Origin of the sequence: Cellulosimicrobium sp. TH-20, assembly GCF_002105775.1 — a bacterium.
Lineage (GTDB): Bacteria > Actinomycetota > Actinomycetes > Actinomycetales > Cellulomonadaceae > Cellulosimicrobium > Cellulosimicrobium funkei.
The window spans coordinates 2,498,747-2,512,370 of record NZ_CP020857.1; the positions used below are offsets into that span (position 1 = coordinate 2,498,747).

At 77.9% G+C, this 13,624-nt stretch carries 10 protein-coding genes; 6 read left to right on the forward strand and 4 right to left on the reverse strand.

Going from position 1 to position 13,624, the window contains the following annotated elements:
* The first annotated feature begins 20 nt into the window (after positions 1–20).
* From B8281_RS10995 to B8281_RS11020, 6 genes are all read left to right on the forward strand, one after another.
* Positions 21–1,442, forward strand: a complete 1,422-nt coding sequence (locus B8281_RS10995; protein WP_085387724.1) for a YihY/virulence factor BrkB family protein — start codon at positions 21–23, stop codon at positions 1,440–1,442.
* Positions 1,439–2,572 (forward strand): AAA family ATPase, encoded by a 1,134-nt coding sequence (locus tag B8281_RS11000; protein WP_085387725.1) that lies wholly within the window; start codon positions 1,439–1,441, stop codon positions 2,570–2,572. The genes B8281_RS10995 and B8281_RS11000 overlap by 4 nt, the downstream gene beginning before the upstream one ends.
* Positions 2,563–5,082: a DUF5682 family protein gene (locus tag B8281_RS11005; RefSeq protein WP_085387726.1), complete on the forward strand. Its 2,520-nt coding sequence runs from the start codon at positions 2,563–2,565 to the stop codon at positions 5,080–5,082. The genes B8281_RS11000 and B8281_RS11005 overlap by 10 nt, the downstream gene beginning before the upstream one ends.
* Complete coding sequence (locus B8281_RS11010) at positions 5,058–6,263, forward strand: VWA domain-containing protein (protein WP_198163055.1); 1,206 nt, start codon at positions 5,058–5,060, stop codon at positions 6,261–6,263. The genes B8281_RS11005 and B8281_RS11010 overlap by 25 nt, the downstream gene beginning before the upstream one ends.
* Before the next feature lie 505 nt (positions 6,264–6,768).
* Complete coding sequence (locus tag B8281_RS11015; protein WP_085387727.1) at positions 6,769–8,370, forward strand: hypothetical protein; 1,602 nt, start codon at positions 6,769–6,771, stop codon at positions 8,368–8,370.
* On the forward strand, positions 8,367–10,058 hold the full coding sequence (locus B8281_RS11020; protein ID WP_085387728.1) for a bifunctional 3'-5' exonuclease/DNA polymerase: 1,692 nt from the start codon (positions 8,367–8,369) through the stop codon (positions 10,056–10,058). The genes B8281_RS11015 and B8281_RS11020 overlap by 4 nt, the downstream gene beginning before the upstream one ends.
* A 28-nt stretch (positions 10,059–10,086) precedes the next feature.
* Here B8281_RS11020 and B8281_RS11025 read toward each other — a convergent pair whose 3' ends face one another.
* Genes B8281_RS11025 through B8281_RS11040 form a run of 4 tightly spaced genes read right to left on the reverse strand, consistent with a single transcriptional unit; the run spans position 10,087 to position 13,619 of the window.
* Positions 10,087–10,575, reverse strand: coding sequence for a VOC family protein (locus B8281_RS11025; protein WP_085387729.1), 489 nt, complete (start codon positions 10,573–10,575; stop codon positions 10,087–10,089).
* Positions 10,541–11,446, reverse strand: a complete 906-nt coding sequence (locus B8281_RS11030; RefSeq protein WP_198163056.1) for a helix-turn-helix domain-containing protein — start codon at positions 11,444–11,446, stop codon at positions 10,541–10,543. Before B8281_RS11030 ends, B8281_RS11025 begins: the two co-directional genes overlap by 35 nt.
* Positions 11,447–11,463: 17 nt before the next feature.
* Positions 11,464–13,176, reverse strand: a complete 1,713-nt coding sequence (locus B8281_RS11035; RefSeq protein WP_085387730.1) for a SulP family inorganic anion transporter — start codon at positions 13,174–13,176, stop codon at positions 11,464–11,466.
* Entirely contained in the window at positions 13,173–13,619 is a 447-nt protein-coding gene (locus B8281_RS11040) for a metalloregulator ArsR/SmtB family transcription factor (RefSeq protein WP_085387731.1), read from the reverse strand. The genes B8281_RS11035 and B8281_RS11040 overlap by 4 nt, the downstream gene beginning before the upstream one ends.
* Positions 13,620–13,624: the final 5 nt, after the last annotated feature.

A 13,624-nucleotide genomic window follows, 5' to 3' on the forward strand; every position in this document is an offset into this window, starting at 1 on the left:
GTGAGCGGCGGCGCCGCCCCGTGATCGTCGTCGCGACGCTCGCCTGGCTGCTCGTCGCCGTGCTCGCGCGTCGGTCGACGGCGGTCCGGTCCGCCGTGAGCACGGCGACGTCGACGCTGCTCGCCCTCGCGGGCGTCGGGGCGGTCGTCGTCGTGGTGGCCGTCGCCGCGGACGACGGCGGGACCCGGGCGCTCGGCGCCCTCGCGAGCGTGCCCGCCGCGGCCGGCGCGGTCGCCGCCGGGACGTGGTGCGCGCGAGCGGTGGTCCGCCCGTGGACGGCGCGGCGGCGCGAGCGCGCGGCGGGCCGGGTCGCGTGGCAGGACCGCGTGCTCGCCGCCGCGGCGCGCACCGGGCCGCGCGTGCGAGGCGTGCGCGTCGCCGACGTCGCCGCCCGTTCGGCGTTCCGCGTCGCCGGGGTCCGCGTCACGGGCCTCGCCGCCGAGATGTCGTACTACGGCCTCATCTCGCTCATCCCGCTGACGACCGCGATCGGGTCGAGCCTCGGCTTCCTGCGCCCGCTCCTCGGCGACGACACCGTCGACTCGATCCGCTCGTCGATCGTCGGCGGGCTCACCACGGTGTTCGCCGAGCACGTGTCGACCTCGGTCGTCGCGCCGCTCGTCGACAGCCTGCTCGACGAGCAGCGCACCGGGTTCGCCGTCGGGTCGTTCCTCGTGGCGCTCTGGCTCGCGAGCCGCGTCTTCCGCGCCGCGGTCCGCGCCCTGGACGACGCGTATGGCGTCGAGCGGCGCCGCGGGGTCGTGGCGCAGTACGTCCTGGGGGTCGCGCTCGCCCTCGGCGCGATCGTCACGGCGGTGTCCGTCGTCGCTCTCGTCGTCGTCGGCCCGCTCCTGGGCGACGGCGCCGACCTGGCCGAGCGGCTCGGCCTCGACGCGGCCTTCCGGCAGACGTGGGACGTGCTGCGTTGGCCGACCGTCGTGCTCGTCTGCGGCGCGTACCTCACGCTGCTCTACCGCTACGCACCGAACGTCGACACGACGTGGCGGCGGTGCCTGCCCGGCGCGGCCGTCGGGACCGGTGGCGTCCTCCTCGTGTCCTGGGGGTTCGGTCTCTACGTCCGGCTCGCGGGACCGGCGGCGCCGGGCTCCGAGGCGGGGACGACGGCGGTCGTCCAGGCGGCCGGGCAGATGCTCGGCCTCGTCCTCGCCGGGGTCCTCTGGGGCTGGCTCACGAGCATCGTCGTGCTCGTGGGCGGCGTCGTGAACGCGGAGGCCGACCCGCACCGCGTGGTCCCGGCGGGACGTGCCACGGGCGCATCCTGGGCCGGTGGGGAGCGCGCCCCCGTGACGGGCACGGCCGCCGAACCCGTCGACGACCGCTCCCGCGGCACCGGCGCCGGCCGTGTGGGACGCGGCTCCTACGCTGACCTGCAGGACCACGGGCACGGTGCCCGCGACCGGACCGAGGAGGAGCCCGGGTGACGAGCACGACGACCGGTGACGAGCAGGCGCCCCTGGCGCTCGCCGAGCTGCGACCGCCGGCGGAGGTCCGGTACGCCGACGAGCTCGCGGTGCTCGCGCAGGCCGACGCCCGGCGCGGGGCCGACGTCCCGCCGGGCTGGCGCCTGAGCCCGCGCGCCGTGCGGGCGTTCGTCGTGGGCGACCGGGAGCTGGGCGTGAGCCGCAAGTTCTTCGGTGACGACCCGCTCGTCGACCGCGCGGTCGTGTCGCTGCTCGGCAGGCAGGGCCTCATGCTCGTCGGTGAGCCCGGCACGGCCAAGTCCCTGCTGTCCGAGCTGCTCGCCGCGGCCGCGAGCGGCACGTCGACCCTCACGGTGCAGGGCACCGCGGGCACGAGCGAGGACCACGTGCGGTACTCGTGGAACTACGCGCTCCTCATCGCGGAGGGGCCGAGCGAGCGCTCGCTCGTCCCGTCGCCCGTCTACCGCGCGATGGAGAGCGGGCGCGTCGCGCGGTTCGAGGAGATCACGCGCTGCGCCCCGGAGATCCAGGACACGCTCGTCTCCGTGCTGTCCGAGAAGCAGCTCATGGTTCCCGAGCTCGGCGCCGACGCCCGTGTCGCGGCGCGGCCCGGATTCAACGTGCTCGCCACGGCGAACCTGCGCGACCGCGGGGTCCACGAGATGTCGGCCGCGCTCAAGCGGCGCTTCAACTTCGAGACGGTCGCGCCGATCCGCGACCGCGCGTTCGAGATCGAGCTCGTCGAGACGCGCCTCACGGCGGAACTGGGGCCGGCCGCGGACCGTCCCGTGCTCGACCGTGACGTGCTCGAGGTGCTCGTCACCGTGTTCCAGGACCTGCGCACCGGCACGACGGCGAGCGGCGCACCGGTCAAGCGCCCCGAGACCGTGATGTCGACGGCGGAGGCGGTGAACGTCGCGATCGCGGCGTCGCTCGAGGCGCGCTACCTCGGCGACGGCACGGTCACGGCCGGGCAGGTCGCGCGCCAGGTGGGCGGCGTCGCGCTCAAGGGCGACGAGGAGGACGCGCGGCGGCTGCGGCACTACGTGGACAACGTCGTGCGGGAGCGCGCGCGGTCGGACGCACGCTGGAAGGACTTCCTCACGGCGGCGGGCGACCTGTGGCGGTAGCCCTGCGCGCCGCGTGGGGCGCCGCGCCGCCGCGGCTGCGCCAGGCGGCCCACGACTTCGCGCTGCTGCGCGAGCGGGACGGCGTGCACCTCGTCGGGGTGCGCCACCACAGTCCCGCCTGCGCGGTCGCGGTGGCCGCGCTGGTCGCCGAGGTCCGGCCGTCCGTCGTGCTCGTCGAGGGGCCCGAGGAGTACACGCGCCTCCTGCCCGCGCTGCTCGACGAGCGGACGGTCCCGCCCGTCGCGGTCCTCAGCCTCGCCGGCGACCTCGCGGACGCCGCGGGAGGCGGCGTGCGCGCCGCGGGCTTCTACCCGCTCGCGCGGTACTCGCCCGAGTGGGTCGCCCTGCGCGCGGGGCACGCGGCGGGCGCGGAGCTCGCGTTCGTCGACTCCCCGTGGGGGGAACGGACGGCCGAGGAGGACGACGAGCGGGGAGCGGCCGCGCGGACCGTCCTCGCGGAGCGCCACCTCGCGCACTCGCGCACGGTCGCCCGGCTCGCGGAGCGGCTCGGATGCCGCGACCACGACGAGCTGTGGGACCACCTCTTCGAGGCGCGCGAGACGGCGCGCCTGCACGACTGGCGCGAGCTCGTCGACGACGTGTTCGCGTGGGCCGCGCTCGCGCGGCTCGACTACGAGGACGAGGCGCTCGCCGCCGACGGCTCGCTGGACCGCGAGGCGCGCATGTCCGCGCGCGTCGCGGAGCACGCCGCGCGTGCGGACGGGCCGGTCGTCGTCGTGACGGGCGCGTTCCACACGCTCGCCCTCGTCGAGGCGCTCGTCGGGAGCGAGCACGGCGCGACGGTCGTGGCGCGGCGCCCCGCGGACGGGTACGGCGACCTCGCCGACGCTCCCGCGTGGCTCGTCCGCTACGACGACGAGCGGCTCGACGCCCTGCGGGGGTACGGCGCGGGCATGCCCGCGCCGGGCTACTACGACCGGCTCTGGGCCGCGCACCACGACCCGGCCGGGCCTGCTGCCGCCGCGGCCGGGGTGCTGGTCGACGTCGGGCGCGGGGCGTCGGAGCGCGGGGCCCTCGTGAGCGTGGCCCAGTCCCAGGCCGCCGTCGAGCACGCGCACCGGCTCGCGGCCCTGCGGGAACGGCCCTGGCCGTGCCGCACCGACCTGCTCGACGCGATCACCTCGTGCTACGTGAAGGACCCGGACGACCTGGACGCCGCGGGCGACCGCCCGCTCGGTCTCGCGGTCGCCGAGGTCTTCGCCGGGCGCGCGCTCGGTGACGTCGCCCCGGGCGGTGCGGCCCCGCCGCTCGTCGAGGAGGCCCGGGCCCGCGCCCGGGCGCTGCGTCTCGACGTGTCCGACGCCGTGCCGCGCACCGTGCGGCTCGACGCCCGCCGTCGTGCCGCGCACCGCGACCGGCGCCGGTTCCTCGCGCTGTGCGCGTTCCTCGAGCTGGGCTTCGCCCGCCGGGTCTCGGGCCCCGACCACGTCGCGGGCCGCGGGCTGGGTCTCGTGCTGGAGGAGTGGACGTACGCGTGGACGCCGCTCGTCGAGGCGCGCCTCGTCGAGCTCTCCCACCGCGGGGCGACGCTCGAGGCGGTCGCGGTCGCGCTGCTCGACGACGCGCGCGACCGGGCGCGCGAGGAGCGCTCGAGCGACGCCGTCGCGCGCCTCGTCGCGCAGTGCGTCGTCGTCGGCCTGCCGGAGCGGCTGCCCCCGCTCGTCGCGCTCGTGCGCTCCACGCTCGACGTGGACCCGTCGCTCGCGTCCGTCGTCGCGGGCATGCGACGGCTCGTCGCGCTGTGGCGGGCGCGCGTCGAGCTGGAGCTGGGCGACCACGCGGAGGCCCTGCTCGACCTCGCGGAGCAGGGGCTGGCCACGGCCGCGTACCTGGTCCCGGACCTCGCGGCGGCCGACGCGACGACGCAGGACGACGCCCTGGCGAGCCTCGTCGCGCTGCGGTCCCTCGTGCGCGACGTGCGCGGCGCGGGCCGGGACGGACCGGGCTCGGCGGCCGCGACGGTGGGGCAGGCGCTCGCGCTCGTGCGCGAGGACGCCGACGCGTCCCCGGCGGTGCGCGGCGCGCTCACCGCGTTCGCCGCCGTCGACGACGAGCTCGACGACGAGCTCGGCGGCGAGCCCGGCGACCGCGGGCTCGTCGAGCGGGTGCGGGCCCAGCTCGCACCCGGCGCGGACCCCGTGGCGGCGACGGCGTTCCTCGGCGGGGTCCTGCGCGCGGCCCCGGACCTCCTGCTCCACACGCCGGAGATGTTTGACGCCGTCGACGAGGGCCTGCGTGGTCTCGACGAGGACGCGTTCCGCGCGGTCCTGCCGGACCTGCGGCGCGCGTTCACGTGGTTGCGGCCGACCGAGACGCACCGGCTCGCCGAGCGCGTCGCCGCCCGCACCGGGACGCGCGCGGACGCGCTGGACCGGCGCGTGCACGTCTCGGAGGACGACCTGCGGGCCGCGCTGGTGGTGGAGCGCGAGCTCGTCGCCGTCCTCGAGCGGGACGGGCTGGGCGCGTGGGCTCGCGGGAGCGCCTCGTGACGGCGGGCGGCGGTCTGGGCGTGGCCGGGCGGGCGGACGACCAGGAGGCCGCGCGGCGCTGGCGCCTCGTGCTGGGCCGGTACGCGGGCGACACGCTGCCCGTGGCGCCGCCGGACCAGTCGCTGGACCGCACGCTCGGGCACCTCTATGACCGCGAGTACACCGCGCGGGGCCACCGGCACGGCACCGGGGGAGACCCCGACGGCGACCGGGGCAGGGGCCGCGGAGGCGGCCGCGGCGGGTCGATCGTCGAGGGGCTCGACTGGCTGGGGTCGGCGCGCGCGCTGTTCCCGCGCGAGACGTTCGAGCGCATGCAGGTCGAGGCGGTCGGCCGGTACGGCATGACGGAGCTGCTCGCGGACCCGCAGGCGGTCGAGGCCGTCGAGCCGAGCACCGAGCTGGCGTCGGCGCTCCTGCGCGTGCGAGGCAGGCTCGGGCCGCAGGTCCAGGACGGGCTGCGACGGCTCGTCGCGCGCGTCGTCGAGGACGTGGTGCGCCGCCTGCGCCCCCGCTTCGTGACGGCCGTCGACGGGCGCCGGGACCGGTCCCGCCGCTCGTTCGTGCGATCCAGCCGCACGTTCGACGCCGCCGCGACGGTCCGCGCGAACCTCGGCCGGTGGGACACGGAGCGCGGGCGCCTGCTCGTCACGGACCTGCGCTTCTCGGCGCGGCGGCGCCGGGCGCTGTCGTACGACGTCGTGCTGCTCGTCGACCAGTCGGGGTCCATGGCGGCCTCGGTGCTCTACAGCGCGGTGAGCGCGGGCATCCTCGCGGGGCTGCCGGGGATCACGGTCCGCCTCGTCCTGTTCGACACGGCGGTCGTCGACATGTCGCACCTCGCGCACGACCCGGTGACGGTGCTGCTCACCGCGCAGCTCGGCGGCGGGACCGACATCGCGCGCGCCGTGCGGTACGCGGAGCAGCACGTGCGCGACCCGCGGCGCACGGTCGTCGCGCTCGTCAGCGACTTCGAGGAGGGTGGCTCGGTGTCGCAACTGGTGTCCGCGGTGGGGCGCCTGCACGCGTCGGGCGTCCGGCTGCTCGGGCTCGCGGCCCTCGACGGGCAGGCGAACCCCGCGTACGACCGCGGCGTCGCGCGCCGGCTCGCGGAGCAGGGCATGGAGATCGCGGCGCTCACGCCGGAGCGGTTCGCCGAGTGGCTGGGCGAGGTGCTCCCGTGAACGGGGTCGGCGCCGGGCCCGGTGCGTGGGCTGCGGTGTACGCGGGGTACGACGACGACGCCCTCGCCACGCTCGCGAGCCCGGGCCTCGTGCGGCGCGCCCGCAAGGACGTCGCCGCCGGGCGGGTCGAGCCGGTCGAGGCGCGCCCCGACGGCGTCGTCGTGTCCGTGGCCGGGGTGCGGGTCGAGCTCGACGCGCGCGGTCCCGCGGGGGCGCGGTGCGCGTGCCCGACGCCGGGCACGTGCCAGCACGTCGTGGCCGCGAGCCTGTGGGCGCGGGGGACGGGTGCCGCACCCGCGCCGCCTCCCGCCGTGGCAGGTGACGGCGCGACGCCGTCCCCTCCCGCCCCGGACCCGGTGGCGGAGATCCTCGCGCTCGACCCGCGCGTCGTGCACCGTGCCGCGGGCGCCGCCGTCGTGCGGGCGGTCGCCGAGACGGTGCCCGCTCGTCCCGCGCAGGCGTCGGCCGACGGTCTGCCCGTGGAGGGGGCGGTCGGGGGCCGCCCGTGGAGGTGGCGGTCGACGGCCCGCGCGCGGAGGTCTCGTGGCCCGGCGCGCCGCGCGTCACGTACGTCGCGGGGGCGGGGTTCCCGGGGATGCTCGTGGCCCGCGAGGGGGCGGCGTGGAGCGACGCCGACGAGCGCCGGTGGCGGCTGGAGGCGCTCGTGCACGTGTGGCGTGCGCACGGCCGGCCGTGGCCCTGGCCCGAGCGGGCCGCCGCGACGCCGCGTGTCACGGGCGTCCCCGACGCCCGGGCGGTGGCCGACGAGGTCGTGCGCGCGGTCGAGCGGCTGCTCGACGTCGGGCTCTCGCACGTCGGCCGCGACGACCTGGAGGAGCTGCGCGGTGCGGGCGTGGTGGCGCGGCTCGGCCGACGGCCCGCGGTCCAGCGTCTCGTGACGTCCGCGGTCGGGCGGCTCGAGGCGCTCGCGGACCGCCGCGACGCGGTCGACGAGACGGACTGCCTCCTGGCCCTGGCCGAGCTGTGGGCGTACGTGCAGGCGGAGCCGCCGCCCGACGCCGGCACGCCCGACGAGCGCCCGACCGACCTGGCGCGGGTCGTGCCGCTCGGTGCGCGGTGGTGGGTCGCGGCGTCGGGCGCGCGCGGGGTGACCGTGCACCTGTGGGACGCGGACGCCGGGCGCGTGCGGTCGGTCACCACCGGCCGCCCGCCGGGCGCCGACCCGACCTTCCGGCGCTCGTGGGACCTCCCGCTCGTCTGGGGCCGCTCGGTCGAGGCGCTGTGCCGCGGCCCGTTCGCGCTCCGCGGCGCGACTGAGCGGGCGGACACGGGGCTGCGCGCGGGCGAGGGGCCCGCCGTCGAGCCGCTCGGGGCGCTCGACGCCGACGAGCTCCGTGACGTCGCGGCCCGCACCGCGACGACCCCGCCGCGGGTCGAGGCCGGGTTCGGCCGGACACCCGCCGCCGTGCGGGTCGTCATGGTGCGCGAGGCAGGGGCGATCGGTCTCGACGAGGTCGCCCAGGAGCTCACCTGGACGCTGGTCGCGGCGGACGGCGCGGAGACGGTCGTGCGCGTCGACGCCGCGGACGAGGCGGCGTGCGACACCCTGCTCGGGGTCGCGGCGGGGAGCCGGCGCGTGGTCGCCGTCGCCGTCGAGCGCGACCTCGCGTCGCGGCGCGACGAGGCCGTCGGGCTGTTCGTCGACCGCCCGGGCGAGGGCCTCGACGTCGTCGTCCCGACGCTGACGCCGGCGTACGACCACCGGGCGTGGTCGACCCCGTGGACCCGGCTCCGCGCCCGGGTCCGGTCGCTGCGCGGGCGTGCCGGCGCGCACGCGCGGGAGGTGGTCGTGCCCACGCCCGTCGAGGAGGTGTGCGACACGCTGCTCGACACGGTCGTGGCGCTCGCCGCCACGGGGCGCCGACACCTCACGCCGCACCAGGCGAGCGCGCTCGCGCGCGCCGCGCGCACCGCCGACGACCTCGGGGCGACGACGCTCGCCGCCACGGTCGGCCTCGTCGCGCACGAGCCCGACTCCGCCCGGCTCCTGCGCGCCGGCTTCATCGCGTCCCGGGGCCGGGCGCTCGCGCGCGCCGTGGCCGCCGCGCCCGACCCCGGGCCCCGAGCACGGGAGGCGAGCGCGTGAGCACCTACGCCGTCCACGTCGGCTCGCCGGGACGGGCCCGGGTCGAGCACGTCGCGGACGGTCCGCCGGACCCGGTCCGCGAGACCTGGGACGACACGAACCGGTGGTACCCGCCCCTGCTCACGGCCGGGCGGCGCGTGGAGCGGTCGCACGACCTGCGTCTGTCCCACGTGCTGCTACGACGCTCGCGGCTCGTCGCGGGCACGCCGTTCGCACGACGTGACCCCGGGCCCTGGGACGCGCTCGTCGCGGTGCCGGCCGGGCGCGACCCGTCCGCGCCGCGGCAGCCCGTCGGGCTCTTCGAGCTCGGTGCGCAGGACGGCCCGAGCGTGCGGCTCGACCCCGTCGCCGAGCTCCGCGACCAGCTCGCGACCGTCGTCGCCGCGGACGGGCCGGACGCCGCCGGGCGGCTGCGGCTCCTGCTCGCCGCCGAGTCCGCGGGCGCGCTCGTCGCCGCCGAGATGCACCACGCGGGCGTGCCGTGGCGCGCCGACGTGCACGACGCGATCCTCAGCGGCGAGCTCGGACCACGGCCCCGGCCGGGCGAGCGGCCCGCGCGCATGGAGGAGCTCGTCGCGCGCATCCGTACGGCGCTCGACGCGCCGCCCACGCTCAACCCCGACTCCCACCCCGACCTGCTCAAGGCGCTGCAGTACGCGGGCGTCGGCGTGCGGTCCCTGCGCAAGGGCGAGCTCGAGCGCACGGATCACCCCGTCGTCGAGCCGCTGCTGGAGTACAAGAAGCTCGCACGGCTCCTCACGGCGAACGGCTGGGCGTGGCTCGACACCTGGGTGCACGACGGCCGGTTCCGTACCGAGTACGTCGTGGGCGGGGTCGTCACGGGCCGGTGGGCGTCGAGCGGCGGGGGAGCGCTGCAGCTCCCGAAGCAGGTGCGGCGCGCCGTCGTCGCGGACCCGGGCTGGCGGCTCGTCGTGGCCGACGCCGCGCAGCTCGAGCCGCGCGTGCTCGCCGGGCTCGCGCACGACGAGCGCATGGCCGCCGCGGGCCGTGGGGGCGACATGTACGCGGGGATCGTCGCGTCGGGCGCCGTCGCGACCCGCGACCACGCGAAGGTGGGGATGCTCGGCGCGATGTACGGCGGCACGACCGGCGACAGCGCGCTCGTGCTCCCGCGGCTCGCGAAGGCGTTCCCCGACGCCATCGGCCTCGTGGAGCGCGCCGCCCAGGCGGGTGAGCGCGGGGAGATCGTCTCGACGCTCCTCGGCCGCAGCTCCCCGCGCCCCGGCGAGTCGTGGCACGCCGCGCAGGACGGGGCGTACGCGGTCGAGGAGGTCGGTGCCACGGAGGACGCCGGGTCCGGGGCCGACGCGCAGGCGCGGGCCCGGTCGTACACGCGGGCCTGGGGCCGGTTCACGCGCAACTTCGTCGTGCAGGGCACGGCGGCCGAGTGGGCGCTGTGCTGGCTCGCGTCGATCCGGCGGCGGCTGTGGGACCTGCCCCTCGCCGCGACCCCCGGGGCGGCGCCCGCCCCGTTCGCCGACCGGGCGCACCTCGTCTTCTTCCTGCACGACGAGGTCGTCGTGCACGCGCCGGCCGAGCTCGCCGAGACGGTCGCGCACGAGGTCCGCGCCGCAGCGGCCGAGGCGGGTCGCCTCCTGTTCGGCGACTTCCCGGTCGACTTCCCGCTCACGGTCGCGGTCGTCGACCACTACGCCGAGGCGAAGTGAGGCGCGGCGGGCAGGACGCCCGGTGCAGTCACCGTCGCGGTTCGCCGCGGTACGTGCCGAAGGACCAGAGGTTCCCCTCGGGGTCCCGGAGCACGAGCTCGCGGCTCCCGTAGTCGGTGTCCCGCAGCGGCACGACGACGCGACCGCCGGTACCCGGCACGCGCTCGCGCAGCCGGGCGTCGAGCGCCTCGATCGCGGCGTCGTCGGGCACGACGGCGTACGTGCCGCACGTCCCCGGCTCGCGCGACCACTCCCGCTCGGGGGAGTGGCTGCCGAGCATGATCCCGCCGCCGTGCGGCCAGTCGAGCTGGGCGTGCGCGACGTCGCGGTCGTCGCCCGCCATGACGGCCGTCGCGACGAACCCGACGACGTCGGTGAGGAACGCGACGAGCGCGCGGGCGTCGCGCGCCTGGAGGGTGGGCCAGACCTGGGGGCTCGGCGTCCCGGTCGGCGTCCCGGCCGCGTCGACGGCGGGGGTGTGGTCAGCGGTGTCCCGGGTGCTCTCGTGGATGCTCATGGTCCCAGGCTGGGCCGTCGGTGTGGCCCCCGGCTTGGATGTTCCCGACCTCCTCCTGAACCCATCCGGTCGGGGTCGTGCCGGCGAACCGCCGGAAGTCGCGCACGAGGTGGGAGTGGTCGGCGTACCCGGCGCTCGCGGCGACGTCCGCGAGCGTGCGGGGCCCGCGGCCGAGGGCGAGGCGCTGCACCGCGCGACGGGCGGCGTCGAACCGCGCGAGCCCGCGGGCCGCGCGCGGCGAGACCCCGAGCTCCGCCCGGAACAATGTCTCCAGACGGCGTTCGCCCAGCGCGACGTGGCGGGCCACGTCCCGGACCCGGGCGCGCCCGTGCGTGCGCACGAGCACCCGCCATGCCTCCGCGACGTCGGGGCGCACGCCGTCGCGCCGGGCGACGGAGCCACCCGGCGCGACGCCCCCGGGCTGCGTGAGCACCGCCCGCACGACGTCGAACGCCGCGCGCCACGAGCCCGCCTCGGCCACATGCTCGCGCAACCGTTCGGCGACGGGCCCGAGCACCGCGTCCGCGTCCTCGACGAGCCCGAGCTCGCCGGCCCGGACGCCGAGCAGCTCCCGGCACGCGAGGGGGTCGAGGGCGAGCTGCACGCCTGCCTGCTCGGGCGGCTGGTGGATGTACGCGGGCCGCGTGTGCAGCCCGCCGACGAGCGAGGCGTAGCCCACCGGGGCGTCGTCCGGCCCGACCGCCGTCGGCACGGCGCCCGCCGTGCTCACGACGAGCGTGAGCCACGGCGACGGCAGGCCGCGGTGGACGGACGGCGTGCCGTCCGCCGTCGCGGTCCGCAGACGGTAGCCGACCATCGACACGACGCCGGGCGGCAGCGTTCGCGGCAGGGCCCGCACGTACTCGTGCACGCCTCCAGGCTAGGCACTCACGTCGCGGGTCGCAGACCGCGCACCTGCGGGACGTCGGTGCCGGTGGCCGCGCGGCGCACGTGGGAGCGCGCGTGCTCGACGGCGGCGTCGAGCGTGTCGAACAGATGGTTCTCGTGCCGGAGCTCGGCGAGCGCGCCGACGTTCGTGAGCAGCGCGCGGTGCCGGTCCTGGACGCCCTTGACGAGGACGGTGACGCCGCGCGCCTCGAGGCCCTCGATGAGCCCGCCGAGCGCCTTCGCCCCGGTCGCGTCGACCATGCGGAGCTGGGAGAGCCGCAGGACGACGACCGCGACGTCCTCGTGCGCCGAGGCGTCGGTCACCTCGGCGAGCACGCGGTCGGCGGCGCCGAAGAACATGGACCCCTCGAGGCGGAAGAGCGCGACGTGCTCGTCGCCCGGCTCGGCGGGGCCGGGCAGCGGCTCGCGGTGGACCCCGGAGGCGCGGGCGACGGTCCGCAGCGCGAAGAACGCGGCGACGAGGATGCCGATCTCGATGGCCTGCACGAGGTCGAACGCGACGGTGACGACGGCGGTCACGGCGAAGGTCGCCGCGCTGGAGCGCCCGGCGCCGACGACGGAGCGGATCGTGCGCCCGCCGATCATCCGGAAGCTCGTCACCATGAGGACGCCGGCGAGCGCGGCGAGCGGGATCCGCGAGACCGGGCCGGTGGCGAGGTACATGACCGCGAGGATCACGACCGCGTGCACGACGGCGGCGAGCCGCGTGCGGGCGCCGGAGCGCACGTTCACCGCGGTGCGGGCGATGGCCCCCGTGGCGGGCATGCCGCCGAAGAGGCCGCTGGCGACGGAGGCGGCGCCCTGGCCGACGAGCTCCCGGTCGGGCTGGTAGACGGAACCGCCGCCCGGCCCGGACTGGACCATGGTCGCCGCGACGCGCGCGGACAGCAGGGACTCGATCGCGGCGAGCGCGGCGATGGCGAGCGCGGCGCCGCCGAGGTCGCGCAGCGCGCCGGGCGTGACCGACGGCAGAACGGGCGCGGGCAGCGACGACGGCAGCGCGCCGATGCGTGGGACGGGCGCACCGAGCACCTCGACGAGGACGGTGGCGAGCACGACCGCGCCGAGCGACGCGGGGATCCCCGCGTGGAGCCGGGGGAGCAGCACCATGGTCGCGGCGACGAGCGCGACGCAGCCGAGCGTCCACAGTGCCGGGGCGGCGGGCACGTCGGTGACGGCGGCGCGCACGGCCTCCACCGCGGACACGAGGGTGTTGTGGCCGGGCGCGACCTCGACGCCGACCGCGGCCGGGACCTGCTGGAGGAAGATGATGCACGCGATCCCGAGCGTGAACCCCTCGACGACCGGCCACGGGATGTACGTGACGACGCGCCCGAGCCGGGCGAGCCCGGCGACGAGGACCACGAGCCCGGCGAGGACGGTGACGAGCGCCACGGAGCCCGGGCCGTGCGTGACGACGACCGGCGCGAGCACGACCGCCATCGCCCCGGTCGGTCCGGACACCTGGTGGTTCGACCCGCCGAGGACCGCCGCGACCACGCCGGCGACGACGGCGGTGACGAGCCCGGCGGCCGCCCCGACCCCGGAGCTGACGCCGAACGCGAGCGCGAGCGGGAGCGCGACGACGCCCACGGTGACGCCGGCGAGGAGGTCGGCGCGCAGGGTCCGGGGGCGCAGGTCGTAGTCGGAGCGCCGGGGCAGCAGGTCGCGGACGGCGGCGAGGCGGTTCATGCCGAGGGGGACGACGCCGTGGTCGCGTCGAGCACCGCGCGCGCGGACGCGCCGGGCAGGGCCGGGAGCCGCCGCGCGGCCTCGAGCTGGTCGGACGCGCCGGCGAGGTTCGACAGGAGGAACGCCCGCGCGACGACGAGCAGCTCGGCGACGAGCGGCTCGGCGAGGCGGTACTCGACGGCGTTCCCGCTGCGCGTCGAGGTGACGACGCCCGCCCGGCGCAGCACCGCGAGGTGCTGGGAGAGCTGGGACGCCTCGCACCCGGTGACGTCGAGCAGCACGGAGACGGGCGCGGTGTGGTCGGCGTCGGCAGCGAGGACCTCGAGCACCTGGATCCGCGTGGGGTGCGCGAGGCACCGGAAGAGCTCGGCCTTGATGCGGTAGAGGGGGGCGGTCTCGTCGGTGGCCGGGGCGCCGTCGTCGGGTCGGGGTGGGCGGGGCACGGGTC